This window comes from Arthrobacter agilis, from assembly GCF_030816075.1.
GTDB classification, from domain to species: Bacteria; Actinomycetota; Actinomycetes; order Actinomycetales; family Micrococcaceae; genus Arthrobacter_D; species Arthrobacter_D agilis_E.
Window position 1 is genome coordinate 3,078,357 of record NZ_JAUSXO010000001.1, and the last position, 18,299, is coordinate 3,096,655.

Annotated in this window: 16 protein-coding genes; 14 read left to right on the forward strand and 2 right to left on the reverse strand. The window is 67.3% G+C overall.

The window, feature by feature from the left end; genetic code table 11:
• Nucleotides 1-191: 191 nt before the first annotated feature.
• The 4 genes from QFZ50_RS14475 (at nt 192) to QFZ50_RS14490 (ending at nt 4,298) form a co-directional block, all read left to right on the forward strand.
• Nucleotides 192-500, forward strand: coding sequence for a hypothetical protein (locus QFZ50_RS14475; RefSeq protein ID WP_307085316.1), 309 nt, complete (start codon nt 192-194; stop codon nt 498-500).
• A gap of 475 nt (nt 501-975) precedes the next feature.
• Nucleotides 976-2,700, forward strand: coding sequence for a sensor histidine kinase (locus tag QFZ50_RS14480; RefSeq protein ID WP_307085318.1), 1,725 nt, complete (start codon nt 976-978; stop codon nt 2,698-2,700).
• The gene (locus tag QFZ50_RS14485) at nt 2,691-3,350 is read left to right on the forward strand and encodes a response regulator transcription factor (protein ID WP_307085320.1); all 660 of its coding nucleotides are present in this window, start codon (nt 2,691-2,693) and stop codon (nt 3,348-3,350) included. Before QFZ50_RS14480 ends, QFZ50_RS14485 begins: the two co-directional genes overlap by 10 nt.
• Before the next feature lie 150 nt (nt 3,351-3,500).
• Nucleotides 3,501-4,298, forward strand: coding sequence for a CPBP family glutamic-type intramembrane protease (locus QFZ50_RS14490; RefSeq protein ID WP_307085322.1), 798 nt, complete (start codon nt 3,501-3,503; stop codon nt 4,296-4,298).
• 49 nt (nt 4,299-4,347) lie between these two features.
• Here QFZ50_RS14490 and QFZ50_RS14495 read toward each other — a convergent pair whose 3' ends face one another.
• Entirely contained in the window at nt 4,348-5,013 is a 666-nt protein-coding gene (locus QFZ50_RS14495) for a hypothetical protein (protein WP_307085324.1), read from the reverse strand.
• Nucleotides 5,014-5,377: 364 nt separating this feature from the next.
• On the opposite strand from QFZ50_RS14495, the gene QFZ50_RS14500 reads away from it, so the two are divergent.
• Nucleotides 5,378-6,514, forward strand: a complete 1,137-nt coding sequence (locus tag QFZ50_RS14500) for a C45 family autoproteolytic acyltransferase/hydolase (protein WP_307085326.1) — start codon at nt 5,378-5,380, stop codon at nt 6,512-6,514.
• Nucleotides 6,515-6,554: 40 nt separating this feature from the next.
• Here QFZ50_RS14500 and QFZ50_RS14505 read toward each other — a convergent pair whose 3' ends face one another.
• Nucleotides 6,555-7,169: a histidine phosphatase family protein gene (locus QFZ50_RS14505; protein WP_307085328.1), complete on the reverse strand. Its 615-nt coding sequence runs from the start codon at nt 7,167-7,169 to the stop codon at nt 6,555-6,557.
• A 136-nt stretch (nt 7,170-7,305) separates the two neighbouring features.
• Between QFZ50_RS14505 and QFZ50_RS14510 the strand changes: the two genes are divergently transcribed.
• The 9 genes from QFZ50_RS14510 to QFZ50_RS14550 all read left to right on the forward strand — a co-directional run bounded on the left by QFZ50_RS14510 (nt 7,306) and on the right by QFZ50_RS14550 (nt 18,280).
• Complete coding sequence (locus QFZ50_RS14510; protein WP_307085329.1) at nt 7,306-8,643, forward strand: MFS transporter; 1,338 nt, start codon at nt 7,306-7,308, stop codon at nt 8,641-8,643.
• Nucleotides 8,644-8,701: 58 nt separating this feature from the next.
• A complete protein-coding gene (locus tag QFZ50_RS14515; RefSeq protein WP_307085331.1) occupies nt 8,702-10,324 on the forward strand; it encodes a TIGR03767 family metallophosphoesterase in 1,623 nt (540 codons plus the stop codon).
• A gap of 29 nt (nt 10,325-10,353) precedes the next feature.
• The gene (locus tag QFZ50_RS14520) at nt 10,354-11,085 is read left to right on the forward strand and encodes an MgtC/SapB family protein (protein ID WP_307085333.1); all 732 of its coding nucleotides are present in this window, start codon (nt 10,354-10,356) and stop codon (nt 11,083-11,085) included.
• Nucleotides 11,086-11,150: 65 nt separating this feature from the next.
• Nucleotides 11,151-12,158, forward strand: a complete 1,008-nt coding sequence (locus QFZ50_RS14525) for a LacI family DNA-binding transcriptional regulator (RefSeq protein ID WP_307085335.1) — start codon at nt 11,151-11,153, stop codon at nt 12,156-12,158.
• 139 nt (nt 12,159-12,297) lie between these two features.
• Complete coding sequence (locus tag QFZ50_RS14530; RefSeq protein WP_307085337.1) at nt 12,298-13,128, forward strand: tryptophan-rich sensory protein; 831 nt, start codon at nt 12,298-12,300, stop codon at nt 13,126-13,128.
• Between the two features lie 277 nt (nt 13,129-13,405).
• On the forward strand, nt 13,406-14,731 hold the full coding sequence (locus QFZ50_RS14535; protein ID WP_307085338.1) for an ABC transporter substrate-binding protein: 1,326 nt from the start codon (nt 13,406-13,408) through the stop codon (nt 14,729-14,731).
• Between the two features lie 59 nt (nt 14,732-14,790).
• Nucleotides 14,791-15,927 (forward strand): carbohydrate ABC transporter permease, encoded by a 1,137-nt coding sequence (locus QFZ50_RS14540; protein WP_307085341.1) that lies wholly within the window; start codon nt 14,791-14,793, stop codon nt 15,925-15,927.
• Entirely contained in the window at nt 15,924-16,823 is a 900-nt protein-coding gene (locus QFZ50_RS14545; RefSeq protein WP_307085343.1) for a carbohydrate ABC transporter permease, read from the forward strand. Before QFZ50_RS14540 ends, QFZ50_RS14545 begins: the two co-directional genes overlap by 4 nt.
• Nucleotides 16,823-18,280 (forward strand): GH1 family beta-glucosidase, encoded by a 1,458-nt coding sequence (locus tag QFZ50_RS14550; RefSeq protein WP_307085346.1) that lies wholly within the window; start codon nt 16,823-16,825, stop codon nt 18,278-18,280. Before QFZ50_RS14545 ends, QFZ50_RS14550 begins: the two co-directional genes overlap by 1 nt.
• Nucleotides 18,281-18,299 lie beyond the last annotated feature (19 nt).

Consider the following 18,299-nt stretch of genomic DNA (forward strand, 5'->3'; position numbering starts at 1 on the left):
GACCGGACGGTCCCGGCGGATCCGGTAGGGCGCCGCGCATGCCCCGGAACCGGTCCGGTGCTCACGTCCCCCTCGCGCTGGCGATCACCGCACTCGGCCTGCCCCTCCTCACCGGTTGTTTCGGTAGTCCGCTGGGCGGGACCGTCGGCGGTGGAGTCGAACGGGTGATCGAAGGCGCTAGGGACGGGGAGATGAGCGTGGGCGAGTTGCCTGAAGGGTGGCCCGCCGAGGTCGAGATCATAGACGGTGACATCCGGTTCGGCGTCGGCGGTGCATCCGACGGCGAGAACGAGGAGGGCTGGGCGGTCACGACCGCGTCGGATGGCGCCGATCCCATCGCTGAGGCGCAGGCGGTGCTCGAATCGGCCGCATTCGTCGTCGACGCTTCGCGGTCGGGCACGGATTCCGCCGGCGTCGTCGCCCTCAGCAACGCCGACTATTCCGTGGTGGTGGCCGGAGACGACAACGGTCTGCTCTACACGGTCACGCCCGCCCGATAGCCACCGCGCAGGGCGGGCGTTCGGGCGGACAGCGGTGGACCGCTGAAGGAGCCCCCGTGAATCCACAGCCGAGACGGCGAGGCCGGACGCGATGCCACCTTCCGCGGGAATTCCCTGCCGCGGGTTTCTCCTCACGTCGACCTTGACAGCGACGACCGACGGGAGGACAGTCTGCCCGACAAGGGCGCGCGGCCGGCCGGTTCCGAACATCGAGGACCACCTGATCCGTCACCGGAATCGCGCACATCGTCGGGTTCCTGACGCTGCCGATCACCCGGGTTCGGACTCCGCGCCCGGGAGGAGGGGAGTGCCCGGCCCGGTCGCAGGACGTGCAGCAGACCCCGGAGTCGTCATCGCCGGGAACGCGAGGTCCGAGGCCTGTGCCGTACCGAGGTCGCGGTCGTCGAACCAGCCGGAATGGCCGGGGTCGCGCGGAGGGCGTGACGAGGCGGGACGTCGGGGAGGGAGGAGTCCGGTGGCCGAAAGTGCGACTGCTCCTCGGTCCTGGCTGTTGTGGGCCGTCGCGGTCGCAGGCATCGGTGTACTCGCCGGCGTCCTGATCCTCGGCCTTGCGAGCAGCAGGCTGGATCAGCCCGCACTGCGCGCCTTCTTCGTCGGCTGGATCGTCGTACCGTACGTACTGAGCGGCGTGGTGGCATGGTGGCGACGTCCGGCCAGTCGGTTGGGCCCCTTGATGTTGCTGCTCGGCTTCACGATGGCTCTGACCCCCCTGCAGTGGTCGACCCAACCGCTCGTGCACAGCATCGGGCAACTCTTCGACATGGTGCCGGCGGCCATGTTCCTGCACGTCTTCCTGGCCTTCCCTGCTGGACGGCTGATCAGCAGGTCGGAGCGGTGGATCGTCGGCGGCTGTTACGCCGTCACGCTGGGCGTGCAACTGATCAAGATCATCGTGGGGGTCAACCCGGACAGTGTCTTCGCGATGACCGATCAGGGTGCGCTGGGGGATGTCGTCGAGTGGGTGCAGCTGAACCTGGTCGCCGTCTGCCTGCTGGCCGGGCTGGTTCTGCTCCACCGCCGCCGCAGCCCGTCCGGGTCTGCGCGACGACCAGCGACGCTGGTCGTGGACGCCTTCAGCATCTCCCTGATCATGCTCGCCGTCCTGTACCTCGCCGGCGCATTCGCCCTGCCCTTCGTGGAGGTCCTGAGGCTGATCACCTTTGCTGCCCTGGGCCTTGCCCCGGTCGCCTTCCTCTACGCCCTGCTGGACATGCGGCTCGCCCGTGGCGACGCCGCAGGGCTGCTGGTCGAGTTGCGCGACGACCCGACGACCGACCTGCAGGCGCCCCTGGCCCGCGCCCTCCGTGACCCGTCCGTGCGCCTGCACTACTGGCTTCCGGAACTGGGCACGTGGGCCGATCAGCACGGCGAACCGACCGCGGACCCTCACCCGGACGACGATCACGCGCTGCGGATCCTGTTGCGGGACAAGGAGCCCATGGCCGCCGTGAGCTTCGACCGGTCCCTGGAGGACGAACACGAACTTCTCGATACCGTGCTGGCCACCGCCGGCATCGCCCTCGAGAACGGCCGGTTGCGCTCCGAACTCCGCGCCCGGCTGCAGGATCTGCAGGGCTCACGCACCCGGGTGCTCGAGGCCGGCCGGCAGGAGCGGCAGCGCCTCGAACGCGACCTCCACGACGGGGCGCAAGTCCGCCTGGTCGCGCTCTCGCTCGACCTGGGGCTGTTGGGTGAGGAACCCGACATCGACCCGTCGGTGAAGGTGCGGCTGCACGAGGCCCGGGCGTCGGTCTCCGCGTCCCTCCAGGAACTCCGCGAAGTCGCCCACGGCATCTATCCGGCCGTGCTGAGCGGTCACGGGCTGGGGGTGGCGCTCGAATCCCTGGCCGCCCGCGCCCCAGTGCCCGTCCACCTCGACGTCCGCCTGCCCGATCGTCTGCCCGAGTCCGTCGAGGTCGCGGTCTACTACGTGGTCAGCGAAGCACTCGCCAATATCGGCAAGCACGCATCCGCCACCGAGGCGCAGGTGTGCGTCGGGACGTCGGGCCGGGTGATCGCGGTGGAGATCAGCGATGACGGTGTCGGTTTCCTCAGGACACCCCAGGGGGCGGGACTGCAGGGACTGACCGACCGGGTCGAGGCTCTCGGAGGTCGCTTCCAGGTCGGGAGGGCCACCGCGGGGGGCGTGCAGGTTCGGGCGGAGATCCCATGTCCCTGACCCCACTGACCGTTGCCATCGCGGAGGACAGCGTGCTGTTGCGCGAGGGTCTGACGCGCATCCTCGTCGGATCCGGCCTGCACGTCAGCGACGCCTACGACAACGCCGACGACCTGCTGGCTCGGATCCGTGTTGCGCCGCCGGACATCGTCATCCTGGACATCCGCCTGCCACCCACGCACACCGACGAGGGGATGCAGGCAGCTCTCCGTATCCGCCGGGACCACCCCGGCATCGGCGTCCTCGTGTTGTCCCAGTACGTCGAGCTCGGCCTGGCCATGCAGCTGCTGTCGGAGTCGGCGGACAAGGTGGGGTACCTCCTCAAGGACCGGATCAGCGAGATCGATCAGTTCGTGGACGCCGTACGACGTGTCGCCGGGGGCGGATCGGCGATCGATCCGCACATCGTCACGACGCTGCTCCGACGGCGGCGAAGCGACGATCCGCTGGGAAGGCTCACCCCCCGGGAACGCCAGGTCCTCGAACTGATGGCAGCGGGCAACTCCAATGCCGGCATCGCCGAGCGGTTGGTGATCACGCAGCGCGCCGTGGAGAAGTACGTCTCCAGCGTGTTCGACAAGCTCGGCCTGCCCTCGACGGGAAGCGAGTCCCGCCGCGTGCTGGCCGTGCTCCTCTTCCTGAGGAAGTGACCAGGGAGGCAACCGGCGCCGGCGGTTCCCGCGCGCGGACAGGGGAAAAACCCGAACAGGGTATTGGCGGGTAATCCGGCTGGGCCGCGTCATCCGACTCCGCGATTCTGGGGTCAGGTCGCCAAGGGCCTATGGATCGAAAGGCTTGTCATGTCCGTCATCCGGCGACATCCCGTGCTCACCTTCTTCCTCCTCGCCTACGTCCTCTGCTGGGGTGCCATTCCCTGGCAGAGCTTCTTCGCCCCCGGTGTCCTGGTCGCGGCCCTGATCGTCGTGTACCTCACCGAGGGCGTCGACGGATTGAAGGCGATGGGGTCACGGTTGATCCGCTGGCGGGTCGGCTGGGCCTGGTACGCCTTGGCCATCGCCGTCCCGCTGGCGGTCAAGTTCGCGTCCATCGGCCTCAACGGCGCGTTGGGCGCCCCCGGGGTGAACATCGCGGAATTCGGTGTCTGGTACAGCCTGCCGATGGCCATCGCGATCAACATCGTCAACCCCCTCAACGCGCAGTTGCCGGAGGAGTCGAGCTTCCGCGGCTGGGCCCAGCCGAAGCTGCAGACCACCCGCACCCCGCTTGCCGCAACCGTGCTCATGGCCGTCGGGGTGACCGTCTGGCATATCCCGTTCTTCCTGATGCCACAGTTCGGGTCGAGTCCGGTCGAGGCCGCCGCCACGGTCGCGGTGACGTTCTGGTACGCGTGGCTGTTCAATCACGCCTCGGGCAGCTCGCTGATCACGTTGATCGCCCACGCCACCGAAGGCACCGTCGAAACGAGCACCCTGTGGCAGGCCACGGACGACACCTCCAGGATGACGTGGCTGTACGGCCTGGTCTGGTGCCTGGTCGCCCTGGCCCTCCTGGTCGTCGACCGCAGATTCTGGACCAGCCCACCGGCGGTCGTCCAGCCGGGCCGCCGGACCTCCCCCGTTGCAACGGAGCCCCGCTAGAGAGCCGCGGCATCCGTCCGCTGACGGGGCAGCGGACGGATGCCGGGACCTACGGGCGATGCCGGCGAGTCGTGGATGATCTCCCCCAACCGCACCAGACGATCCCGTTGAGCACCGCCACGGCGACGGCGACGAACAGACTGACCACCGAGTCGGATCCGCCGGCAACGATGACGGCGATCATGGCGATGGTGGCGACGGCCACAGCGGTGAGGAGGATGTTCGTCGACCGTGGAGCGTGGTCGAGCCGCCAGCCGAGAAAGGCGGAGAGACAGACACTGAGGGCCAGGACCAGCAGGGCGCCGTTCAACGTGCTCGTCATCAGGCCGATCGCGAGCCCCTGAAAGCCCGGAAGGAGTGCGGTGACGATGGAGATGGTCGCCACTGTGGCAAGGCACGCCGCAATCGTCGCGAGCAGTCTCGCCCACCACGCCATCCGCGAACCGAGCCCGTCGATCGCCCTCGGTGCTTCCGCGGCGCTTGCAGCCGAGAACGCGACGGCGCCGGCGATCGACAACCAGAACAGGACGAAGAGCAGCGGCTTCGTGATCGCGAACGGCGCCGTTGCCTCCTGCACCTTCGGCGCAAGAAGCCAGATGGGGGCCTGCAAGGTCCACAGCGGTGCGGCCAGGTATGCAGCGACGGGACCGGATCTCCGCCGTTCGGCTGCGTGCGGCCGGTCAGGTGATGCATCGGGCTGGATACGTGAAGGCATGATGAACCTTTCTGGGTCGGTGGTGCCTCGCACCGTGGGCTGGTGCGGACCGCGGGAGCGGGTCGAGCGGTCCACTCAGGCGTCATGCCGCGTTCCTTCGTGGACGCCTCCTCGACAAGACTGCGTCCCGCCAAGGAATCCGGGCAGGTGGTGCACTGGTGGTTGGTGTGCCGGGTTTCTGGTGTGCCGGGCGGCCGTGAAGCCCTGGAAGCGTCGGCGAGCCGACCCGGGAAGCGCGTCCGCATCTCATCGATCCCCTGCAACGACAAGGGCGGACATCGAGGGGCGCGGGGCTGCACCGATGCCTGCCGGGCACGTAAGGTGTCCGTCGATGTGATCATCGGTCTCGAACCCGAAGGACAGCATGCACTCGGACGGCCCGGCACTCCCCCGCCCATCCTCCTCCGGCGCGGCAAGCAGTTCCGGTGTGCGCCTCCTGCACGTGACCGGCAACGGGACCGCCCGCGGCAACGCGCACGGGGAGGAGTTCCGGGGCCTCATCGCCGACGCGATGCAGCGGTGGCGTGACGTCGTGGGAGAGCGGGAGGGTATCCCGGCGCAGCGGTACATCGACGGATTCCTCTCCTCCACCGGATTTGCCGTCAGCGCAAGGACCTCGAGCCCGGATCTGTTCGCCGAGGTCGAAGGAATCGCGGCCGGCAGTGGCCAGCCGTTCGAGGACGTCCTCGTGTACAACCTGATGGACGAGGAGTGGCGCCATGAACGGGACCCCGATGTCGGCTGCAGCACGATCGGGACGTTCCTACGACACGGCAGCACGTCGGAGGGGGATTTCGTCCTCGGACAGAACATGGACCTGCCCGCCTCCATGGACGGGTCGCAGATCGTCCTGCAGATCGACGGCCAGGACGGCCCTGACCAGATCGTCCTGACGGGTGCGGGCATGATCGGACTGCTGGGAGTGAATGCCGCCGGACTGGCTGTCTGCGTCAACACACTGCGTGCACTTCCTGCCGCGGCGGAAGGGCTCCCGGTCGCCTTCATCGTGCGGGAACTGCTGCGGCGCACGAGCGCCGCCGCCGCTTCGGAGTATCTCGTGTCGGTTCCTCACGCCTCAGGGCAGCATTACGCCCTGGGCGACCCGGAGGGGATCCGAGGATATGAATGCTCGGCGGAAGGATGTGTGCAGGGCCCCGTCGGCAGGGACCTCCTCCACACCAACCACGTTCTGTGGGCGCCGTATCAGGACGAGGCCGGCGAACGGCCGGACGCCTTCGAACAGCATGGCACGCACACGCGACTGGCCGGACTGCAGGAAGGCCTGGGCCGGGTGACTGCCTTCGGGGACCTGCAAAAGCTCCTCAGCTCCACCGATGGTGGTCTCTGCGTGTCGCCGACGGCCGCCCGGCAGGTCGGGACATTCTGCGCGGGAGAGTTCCTCCTCACCGTGCCGCCGCTGGTGCGGGTCGCGCCAGGGCGTCCGGACGACGTCCCCTGGCAGAGCATCCCCTGGCCCGCCACCTCCACGGAAGGGACGTGACGGCCCCACGTGTCGGACCGGGCTGAGCCGGTCCCGGGGCTCAACCTTCTGGAACACCTCGCGGGCCGGCAAGCCGCCGGATCTCGGCGTTCAGCAACGGCTCCAGGCTGCGATGCTCCGTGGGTGGGATGCCGGCGAAGATCGTCTCCAGGATCTGGAGCGTGTCACCGTGAGCAACCAGCACCACAACCTGCCCCGCGTGCAGGGCCTCGATCTCGGTGAGAAGATCCCGGACCCTCGCGCGCACGCGCTCCACACTCTCCACCCCTGGAGTGGGCTCGCCCCGAAGGTCGGCGGCCCAGACCCGCGCATAGTTCTCCACTCCGGTGCCGTCGAACCCGCCGAAGTGCCGCTCCCGCAGGCGCGGATCGATCGTTGGGGCCCCACTCCCGAGGACTCCTGCGAGGATGTCCGCACTCTGGCGGGCACGGACGAAATCCGAACAGACCAGCAGGGCGTCGGCCCCCAGGCCGGAACTCTCGGCAGCTGCCAGAACCTGTCTCCTGCCCCGCTCGGTCAGTCCCGCCGTGTGCTCCGCATCAGCTTCGATGCTGCTGGCGATGATGCCGCGGACGTTCGCGAAGCTCTCCCCGTGCCGCATGGCCACGTAGCAGTTGCGCCACGCCACGTCCCCGGCTCCTCGTTCGTAACCCATCCGCCCGACCTCCCGCAACCTGTTTGGCTCCTGAAATACCGTTGACACCTAAATCGATTTAATCCTACGCTCGATGAGTCGAACTAAATCGATGTAGACACACCCACAGATTTCCACCTACAGAGAGGTACTGGAAATGTCGCTCGCTACATCCGACAGCCCACGCGTCAAGCGGTTCCAGCGTAAAGTGACCCTGCTGTCGGCGGGCGGCACATTCCTGGACGGCTTCGACCTGACCGTCATTGCCGTGGCGCTTCCGCTGATCGCCCAGCACTGGGAGATCAGCGCGCTGGAGCAGAGCCTGGTCGTATCGTCCGCCATCATCGGTTCCTTCGTCGGAGCGAGTTGGCTCGGCAATCTGACGGACAAGTTCGGCCGCAAGGCGATGTACGTGATCGACCTGCTGGCCTTCGTCGTCTTCGCAGCCCTTACTGCCTTCAGCCAGGACGTCTGGCAGCTCATCGTGCTGCGGTTCCTCCTCGGAGTCGGCATCGGCGCCGACTATCCCATCTCCGCGACGCTGGTGTCGGAGTTCGCATCCACCAAACGCCGGGGGATGCACAGCACGTCCCTCGGTGCCATGTGGTTCGTGGGCGCCGTCGCCGCGTACGTCATCGGACTGGCTGTCGCACCCCTGGGCGACTGGGCATGGCGCACCCTTCTTCTGACCGGCGCCGTCTTCGCCCTCGTCGTGTTCGTCCTTCGGGCAAAGCTGCCCGAGTCGCCGCGCTGGCTGATGTCGAAAGGCAGGACCGACGACGCGCGGGCCGTACTGAGGGCGATCACCGGCGAAGAGCCCGACGACGAGGACCTTCGCGTCACCCCTGCACCGAAGGTCCGAGCCGGCACCTTGTTCTCCCCGTCCCTCCGCAAGCGGACCTTCTTCGTCTGCGGCTTCTGGTTCTGCTACGCGACCGCCTACTACGGGATCTCGATGTACACGCCGACCATCCTGGCGCCGCTCGCCAACGGGAACCGGACCATCGTCATCGTCGGCTCCGGGTGTGTGGCGCTGCTCGGCCTCGCAGGCGCGATCATCGGCATGAACCTCGTGGATCGGTGGGGACGCCGCCCCCTGATCATCATGTCGTTCGCCGGCCTGACAACGGCGCTCGTGATCCTGGCCCTCGTGCAGCAGCCGACGCTCGTCTTCCTGGTGACCCTGTTCAGCATTGCGGTCCTCTTCGCGAATTCCGGCGGCGGCATCCTGAACTTCGTCTACCCCACCGAACTCTTTCCCACCTCGGTCCGGGCGACGGGAGCCGGTCTCGCCACCTCCGTCAGCCGTATCGGCTCCATCCTCGGGGTCCTGGTCTTCCCCAACTTCGTCGCCGCCTGGGGCAACAACGCCGCGCTCTGGTTCTTCGCCGCGGTGGGCCTCTGCGGCCTGGTGATCTGCCTGGCACTGGCTCCGGAGACCAAGAACAAGAGCCTCGAAGAAATCAACCGCGAAAGTGAGTCCTCCCTTGTCTAACGTCCCTGACGCTCAGCGCCGCGATCTTCCAGCCGGTGACACGACCGAAGCGACCATCGTGAAGTCACCGCCCCGGAACCACTCGTACCGCCAACTCGAACTCGGCCCCGGCGAACCCCACATCGAACGCTACGAACTGGTCGGCGAGGACGCCGACGGGACGTGGACCGGGCCGGGCGACACACTCGCCCGACTGATCCACATCACCGACTTCCAGCTGGCCGACCTCGCCTCACCGAGCCGGGTCGAGTTCCTGCAGCGCCTCACAGGGCAGCCCGCATGGCGGAGGATGCTTCCGGCCTACAGGCCGCAGGAATTCATGCTGACGCAGGCGATCGAAGCTGTCGTCCGGACGGTCCGGCGGGAGAGCGGGAAGGCTGGTGTCGACTTCGTCGTCACCACCGGCGACAACACGGACTCGGCTCAGGAGAACGAAGTCGCTGCGTACCTGACCCTCATGAACGGCGGGGACGTCGACCCAGGACTCGACAACGGCGGACTGGCGGAGACCGTCACCTGCTCCGGAGATCCCGCGTATTGGAATCCCGAACCCGCTGCGGCAGACATCTGGAAGCAGGAGCACGGCTATCCGAGCTACCCGGGAGCCGTCGCAGCCGCCGCCCGGAAGTTCACCGGCGTCGGCCTGGGAACTCCGTGGTTGACGTGCTTCGGCAACCACGACTGCCTCGTCCAGGGGCGGGCCCGATCCCGGTCCGGCTATGACGATTTCCTGACCGGCAACCGCAAACCGGTGGCACTCCCGGCGGAGCCCTACACGGGTGCGGACGCCCTGGACGACTACTGCGAAGACCCGCTGTGGGTGTCCCAGGGCCCCACGATGTACATCGAGGCCAGCCCGGCGCGACGGATGGTCAGCAAGAAGGAATACATCGAGCACCACTTCCGAAGCACCGGAGCCCCCGAAGGCCACGGGTTCACGGCCGAGAACCTCAGCTCCGGGACGGCCTACTACGCCTACGACGACGTCCCCGGGCTGCGGGTCATCAGCCTCGACACCACCAACCCGGCAGGACACGTCGACGGCTGCGTCAACGAGCAGCAGTACCGCTGGCTGGAAGACCGGCTCCAGGAGGTGCATTCGGAGTATCTCGCCGACGACGGCACCGCGGAGCGTTCCGGCAATGACGACCGCCTCGTGATGATCTGCTCACACCACGGGATGTCCACGATGACCAACGACACCCCCCAACCGGACGGTGAGCGCCTGTACCTGGCGGCCGACGTGGAACGCCTGCTCCACCGCTACCCCAACGTCGTGCTCTGGCTCTCCGGCCACACGCACGTGAACCGGATCACGCCACGCCCCGACGCCCGAGGAGGGGGGTTCTGGGAAGTGTCCACCAGCTCGGTCGCGGAATGGCCGGTGCAACTCCGCACCGTCCACTTCACCGTGGTGGAGAACGCGGGAGTGCGGATCCGCACCACGATGATCGACTCCGCCGTCCCCGTCACCCCCACGGGAGGAACGGACCTCGGCGACCTCGCAGCCCTGCACCGGGAAGCCGCAGCCAATGACGCAGGCTCGGTGGGAGGCCTCGACGCCGAGGGTGAGCCCGAGGACAGGAACGTCGATCTCCTGGTTCCGCTGCCGGCGTCGACGCTCCTCGGACTCTCCGGGCTCGTCCGCTCAGCCGACGTGTCCCTGGGCACGAACCAGTGATGCCGTAGGAACCACGAGGCGATAGATCCATGGACCCGCGCATCGGCTTGTTCAGCGGCACGACCGGCATCGAAGTGACACTGCTCCTTTCGACCTTCGTCCTGTGTTCCCTCATCGGCATCGAGCGACAGATCTGGCAGAAGAGCGCCGGGTACAGGACGCACGTCCTGGTCGGCCTGGGCTCCTGCGCCTTCACACTCGTTTCCGCCTACGGATTCGCAGGCGTCCTCGGTTCGGACGTGAGCCTGGACCCCTCCCGGATAGCTGCGCAGATCGTCAGTGGCATCGGCTTTCTCGGCGCGGGCGTCATCTTCAAGGGACGGGACGTGGTGCGTGGCCTGACGACGGCGGCCACCGTCTGGGAGGCAGCCGCGGTGGGCGTGGCGTGCGGAGCGGGCATGACCTCCCTCGGCATCGCCCTCACCGTCATCCATCTTTTCACCCTGTTCTTCGTGGCCCCGCTCATCCGGAAGATTCCTACTGCGGATCGGAAGCGCACCCTGCGCATCACGTACCTCGACGGCTGCGGGGTCCTTCGCCAAGTGCTCGCCGTCGCATCATCCATGGGGTTCACCTCCACGGTCCTGCGGAGCCGTCGCTTCGGCGAGGACAAGCCGCAGGTGCTGATCGAGGTCCGCTTCCTCGGCAAGCACCCCCTGAACAACCTGATCCCACCCCTGATGGAACTCCCGGGCGTCGAGAGCGTCGCGATCCGGGGGACGAACACCCGGGACTCGGAGCAGGAGTACGGGAATGCGTGATGCGAGGAGGCAGGGCCGCCGCCCCGATCGGTCTACGGCAGAATGAAGGCCATGACGGTTGAACCATGACGGACCGGAACCGCAAGCCGCGCGTGACGCTGAAGATGGTCGCATCGGCCGCCGGGGTGTCCCCCACCCTGGCCAGTTTCGCCCTCAACGACAAGGCGGGTGTCTCCGCGAGGAACCGCGCCGAGATTCTCCGGATCGCGGGAGAACTGGGCTACCAGCCCGATCCCCTGGCCCGGGAGCTGCGGACCGGCAAGGCGCAGATGTTCGGATTCATCGTCCGGAACTTCGCGAATCCCTTCTTCAACGACGTGCTGACCGGGATGCAGGAGGCAGCTGTCCAGGACGACATCACCATCATCGCCATGGACTCGCACTACTCCCAGGATCGCGAGGTCAGCCACATCCGCAAGTTGTCATCGCGCCGCATCACCAATCTGGCGATCGCGCCCGTCGGCGCGGCGGAGTCCGTCCTGCCCTGGTCCGAGTCGACCGCCCAGTCACGTCTCGTCCTGGTGAATTCCTCGATCGAATCGGCAGCGAATGTGGCTCATGTGTCGCCCGATGCTGTCTCCGCCGTCACGCAGGCTTTCGAGCACCTGCGGGAATTCGGTCACGAACGGATCGCTTTCCTCTCGGCCCCGCCGGGCATCATGTCCGACGCGGACCGATATTTCGCCTATGAAGAACTCTGCAGAACACACGGTGTGGTTCCACGCGCCATCTTCACCCCGCTGGAAGCGGGAGGAATCGCACACAACATCGAGCAGGCGCTGTCGAGACCCGAACCCCCTACTGCGATCATCACCAATTCCGACTTCTCCGCCCAATACGTCTACGTCGTCGCACGGAAGCTCGGCCTGGTCCTGGGCCGCGATCTGTCCCTCGTCGGCCACGACGACCTGGACACGTCCCGCCTCTTCGATCCGCCTATGACGACCCTGCGCGTGGATCGCCGCCAGCTGGGGCGGGAGATATATGCCCGCCTGACCGGAACGACGACGGCAGACCACCGGGAACCGGTGCAGCTGATCGTGCGCGCAACGACCGGACCCCCACCGCCATGAGCCGTGCCTCGTCCGAGAGCGGGGTAGGTCTGGCCGGCAGCAGTCCTGCCGTCCCGAGCACGCCGTGACGGAAGGCAGCCGGGTCGCGAGGAGAGCGGGAGCGCTTGGCAAGTATCTCCATCATGGAGATACTTGAAGCATGACGTCCCCCCGCTCATCATCTCCGGCCCGTTCGGCCGATCGGGTGCCCGTCGCGACCGATCGGCTGCGGCAGATCACCGTCACCGCGAGCGAGGTCCTCAGCCTCCTCGGACCGCTCATCGGCGCAGGAATCATCGGCTCCCGGGTCGAGGAGTCGCCCGGCGGGGATCTCTCCTCCGACGCGACACTGGTGGCACCAGGCGGGCCCGCGTTCTCGATCTGGTCCGTGATCTACCTGGGATTGTTCGCCTACACGATCTGGCAGTGGCTGCCCTCGCGGACCACTGACACCCGGCTGCGAGCTACCGGCTGGCTCGCCTCCCTCTCCATGGTGCTCAACGCGGCATGGCTCGTCGTGACACAGCAGGGTTGGATCTGGGCAAGCGTCGTGGTCATCATCGCGCTGTTGGTGACCCTTGTCCTGCTCATGCTGCGGCTGGCTCGTCACGGTGCGCGGCACGGAGCGGGTGAATCCATCGTGGTGGACGGCACCTTCGGCCTGTATGCCGGATGGGTATGTGTCGCCACCGCTGCGAACATAGCTGCCGCCCTTGCCTCTTCGGGTGTCGCCACGACGGGGACGGCGCCGGAATGGGCCACGGCCGCACTGGTCCTGTTCCTCGCGGGCTCCCTGACCTTCCTGCAGTCCAGGATCGGCGGCAGGTGGGCGGTGGCTGCAGCCGCTTCCTGGGGATTGGCCTGGATATCGGTAGCCCGACTCACCGACCAACCGCAGTCCGTGGTCGTGGCTGTTGCTGCGGGGGTCGCCGCAGTGCTCGTACTCGGCGTCACCGCGATCTTCCGGGCGCCGGGCGCTCGATCCCGCTGACTCCCGCAGCGGCCAGGCCTCGAGCATCCGCCGTCCGGGGCCGCCGCCGGCTGGAGTGAGCCGGCGGCCGCGAACCGGCGTTGCCGTCGAAGTCGTCGTGCGTTCGCTTCTCGGGCTCGCCCTCGTTCCCCCCGGCTCAGCTCCAGCCTCAATGACCAGCGCATGTGAGAGAGCGCTCTCTTGACGCCTGTGACTGTTGTCACATAGGGTGAGCCCACATTCGAGAGAGCGCTCTCACACCGTCGGCGCCCTTCGCTACACACACAAAGGAGTGATCGTGGAATTCTCGCGACTCAGGAAAATCACCGCCCTCGCCGGCGTTGCATCCCTCGCCATCGTGGCGTCAGGCTGCGGGGGTGGTGGTGGCGGCAGTGATGAGCCGGCCAGCGCCGACAACCCCGTCACCCTGACCGTCACCACGTTCGGGCAGTTCGGCTACGACGATCTGTACGCCGAATACGAGGAGCAGAACCCCGGTGTGACCATCGAGGCGACGAACATCGACGGGAGTGCCAACGCCCGCACCGACGCGTTCACCAAACTCGCCGCAGGGTCCGGCCTGAGTGACGTCGTCGCCGTCGAGGAGGGCTGGCTCGGTTCCATCATGGAGGTGTCCGACCAGTTCGTGGACCTCAATGAGTACGGCGCCGCGGACACCAAGGACAACTGGGTCGACTGGAAGTTCGAGCAGGGCACCGATCCCGAGGGCCGTGTGATCGGCCTCGGCACGGATATCGGGCCCCAGGCGCTGTGCTTCAACCAGGACCTGTTCGAGGCAGCGGGGCTGCCGACCGACCGCGAGGAGGTCGCTGCGCTCTTCGGTGGCGACGAGGCGACCTGGGAGACGTACTTCGACCTCGGCCGCCAGTACAACGAGGCCACCGGCAAGGCCTGGTACGACCAGTCGGCGTTCGTCTGGAACTCGATGGTGAACCAGATGGACGAGGGCTACTACACGGCCGACGGCGAACTGAACGTCGAGGGCAACGAGGCCATGCGCGCCCAGTTCGACCTCCTCGCCGCCGGCACGGCCGACGGACTGTCCGCCAACCAGGAGCCTTTCGACTGGGGCAACGGCAAGGCATTCGTGGACGGCTCCTTCGCGGTTCACGTCTGCCCCGCCTGGATGCTCGGCACCATCAAGGAGCAGCTGGAAGCCGCCGGTGGCGGCCCCGAGACCGGTTGGGATGTCGCCGATGTCTTCCCCGGTGGCAGCTCCAACTGGGGAGGCGCCTTCCTCTCCGTCCCCGAGAGCTCCGAGCACCCCGCCGAGGCTGCGAAGCTGGCCGCGTGGCTGACGGACCCCGAACAGATGGTCAAGCAGTCCGCAGCCGCGAACAACTTCCCCAGCACGCTGGACGCCCAGGCGGAGATCGTCGAGGCAGCCGTCCCCAACGAGCTCTTCAACGACGCCCCGTACGGCGAGATCTTCGCGTCGCGCGCCGAAGGCGTGGTGGCCCAGTTCAAGGGCCCGCAGGATTCGGAGATCCAGGAGAACGTCTTCAGGCCTGCCCTGAAGATCCTCGACTCCGGTGAAGGCACAGCCGACGAGGCCTGGAACGAAGCCGTCCGGCTTCTCAACGACCGCATCGTGAACAACTAGCAGAACCGGCCGCGGGGCCTCCGGCACCACCGGAGGCCCCCATGGAGTCTGGAACCCTCATGACCACGACACTGAACCGCCCGCCGGCCAGCAGTGCTGCGCCTGCGAAACCGACCCTCACCTTCCGTCAGCGACTGAACGTCCTCGACATGAAGGCGTCCCCCTACCTCTACATCGCCCCGTTCTTCATCCTGTTCGCCCTGGTAGGGCTGTTCCCTCTCGGGTACACCTTCTTCGTCTCGCTCTTCGACTGGCACCTGCTCAAGGGGCAGGGCGAGTTCGTGGGCCTGCGGAATTTCCAGGAGATCCTCCAGGACCGCTTCTTCTGGAACTCGCTGTTCAACACGATGAGCATCTTCCTGCTCTCGACCATCCCGCAGCTGATCGTCGCTACTGCCATAGCGGCCGTGCTGGACCAGAACCTCCGTGCCAGGACGTTCTGGCGCATGAGCGTCCTGCTGCCCTACATCGTGACCCCCGTCGCGGTCGCCCTGATCTTCGCCAACCTGTTCGGCGAGCAGTACGGGCTGATCAACAACATCCTGGAGAGCTTCGGGATCGACAGGATCCTGTGGACGAACGATACGCTGCCGAGCCACATCGCGATCGCCACGATGGTGAACTGGCGCTGGACGGGCTACAACGCCCTGATCCTGCTGGCAGCCATGCAGTCGGTGCCCCGCGACATCTACGAGTCCGCCGCGATCGACGGCGCCGGTGTCTTCCGCCGCTTCTTCAGCATCACGTTGCCGAGCATCCGGCCGACCATGATCTTCGTGGTCATCACGGCCACCATCGGCGGGCTGCAGATCTTCACCGAGCCCCGCCTCTTCGATCCGAGGACGTCAGGGGGAACGGCGAAGCAGTTCCAGACGACCGTGCTCTACCTCTGGGAGATGGCCTTCGACCGGTCGAACTTCGGCAAGGCGTCCACCATCGCATGGCTCCTGTTCCTCATCATCGTCCTGTTCGGCCTCGTGAACTACCTGATCTCACAGAGGATCGCCACCACCGGCGACAGGCGTGGACCGCGCAGGAGTGCCGGCAGCCGCCGGCGCAGACGCTCCACCGCCCCCGCCGTCGTCCTCCCCGGAGCGGGGCCCCAACCGCCGGCACCCGCTGCCGGACCGGCACCGGACCCCGCGGCAGGACCGGCCGGGACACCAGACGACACGACACCGAGGAGTGGGCAATGACCGTCACCGAGACGAGGCCGCGGCAGACCCGCGTCCCGAACGACCGCAGCCGTTCCCTCCGCAAGGGCCTGTTCGGCAACGGGCGGCGGCCGGGGTTCCTGACCTACGGACTGCTGATGGCCTTCTTCCTCGCCTCCGCCTACCCGCTGTGGTGGTCGGTCATCATCGGAAGCCGGTCCAACGAGGCGCTCGGCCGGACCTGGCCGCCGCTGTTCCCGGGCGGCAACTTCTGGACGAACGTCGGCGAGGTCTTCGACACCATCCCGTTCTGGCTCGCCCTCGGCAACAGCGTGCTGGTGTCGGGGATCATCACGGTGTCGGTCGTCGGATTCTCGACCCTGGCCGGGTACTCGTTCGCGAAGCTCCGCTTCCGGGGGCGCAACGGCCTCATGGTCGCGGTGATCGCCACCATGGCCATCCCGACCCAGCTCGGCATCATCCCGCTGTTCATGATGATGCGCACGCTCGGCTGGACCGGTGAGATCGGTGCCGTCATCATCCCCACGCTCGTCACGGCGTTCGGTGTCTTCTTCATGCGCCAGTACCTCGTGGACGTCATTCCCGACGAGCTCATCGAATCCGCGAGGATGGACGGCGCCTCCATGATCTCCACCTTCTGGCACGTCGCCCTCCCTGCCGCCCGTCCCGCCATGGCGATCCTCGGCCTGTTCACGTTCATGACCGCGTGGACCGATTTCCTCTGGCCGCTGCTGGTGCTCGGTCCCAGCAATCCGACCCTGCAGACGGCGCTCAGCCAACTGCAGTCGGCACGGTACGTGGACTACTCGATCGTCCTGGCCGGCGCCGTCCTGGCCACCCTCCCGCTGCTGGTGCTCTTCGTCATCGCGGGACGTCAACTCATATCCGGAATCATGCAAGGAGCAGTGAAGGGCTAATGCCACTCGACGCACCATCCCACCCGAACAAGGACCTCATGCCCAGGACCTGGCCCGAGGGCTTCCTCTGGGGGTCGGCGACCGCCGCGGCGCAGGTCGAGGGCGCCGGCCACGAGGACGGCAAGGAGGACTCCGTCTGGGACGCCTTCGCCCGGGTACCCGGCGCGATCGCGCACGGGGACACCCTCGAGGATGCCGTCCAGCACTACCACCGGATGCCCCAGGACGTCGCGATCATGAAGGAGCTGGGGCTCGGCTCCTACCGTTTCTCGACCAGCTGGTCCCGCGTCCGCCCGGGCGATACCGGTCCGAATCCGGCAGGCCTCGACTTCTACTCACGCCTCGTGGACGAACTGCTCGGTGCCGGGATCCTTCCGTGGCTGACCCTGTACCACTGGGATCTGCCACAGGCGCTCGAGGGGAAGGGCGGCTGGGCCAACCGGGATACCGCCTACCGCTTCGTGGACTACGCCAACGACGTCTACTCGGCACTCGGGGACCGCGTGGAGCACTGGACGACGTTCAACGAACCGTTCTGCTCCTCCCTTCTCGGTTACGCAGCCGGGGTCCACGCCCCGGGCCGGCAGGAGCCGGCTGCAGCCGTCGCCGCCATCCACCACCAGCACCTCGCCCACGGCCTCGTGGTCAACGAGCTCCGGGCCCGCGGGGCCCAGCACCTCGGGATCACGCTCAACCTGAGCAACGCGATCCCACGCGACGCGTCCGACCCGATCGACCTCGACGCCGCCCGCCGGTTCGATGCGCTGCAGAACCGGATCTTCCTCGATCCGATCCTGCGCGGGGCTTACCCCGAGGACACCCTCGCCGACCTCGGGCAGTTCGGCATCCGGGACGTCATCCGCGCAGGAGACCTGGACATCATCGGCGCTCCGATCGATTTCCTGGGCGTCAACCACTACCACGACGACCTCATCAGCGGACACCCTGCCGACGAGGGCGGCGACGGCCACTCCGGTGGTGCGACGCGCCCGACGTCGTCGTGCTGGATCGGCTCCGAGGACATCGCGTTCCCGAGCCGCGGACTGCCGCGGACGGCGATGAACTGGGAGGTCAACCCGGACGGTCTGCGGAAGCTCCTGGTCCGCCTGGGCGAGGAATACCCCTCGCTGCCGCCCCTCTACATCACCGAGAACGGCGCCGCCTACGACGACGTCGTCGCACCCGACGGCGCAGTGCACGACGGCGAGCGCACGCAGTTCGTCCTCGACCACATCGGTGCCGTCGGCCGGGCGATCGACGAGGGCGCCGATGTGCGGGGCTACTTCGTCTGGTCGCTGCTCGACAACTTCGAGTGGTCCTGGGGATACGGCAAGCGCTTCGGCGTGGTCCGGGTCGACTACGACACCTTCGAGCGGACGATCAAGGACAGCGGGCTCGCCTATGCCAGGCTCATCGCGGCAGCGAAGGCACCCTCCCTCGCTGCGGTGAACGCCTAAAGTAACCTTCAGGCCATAC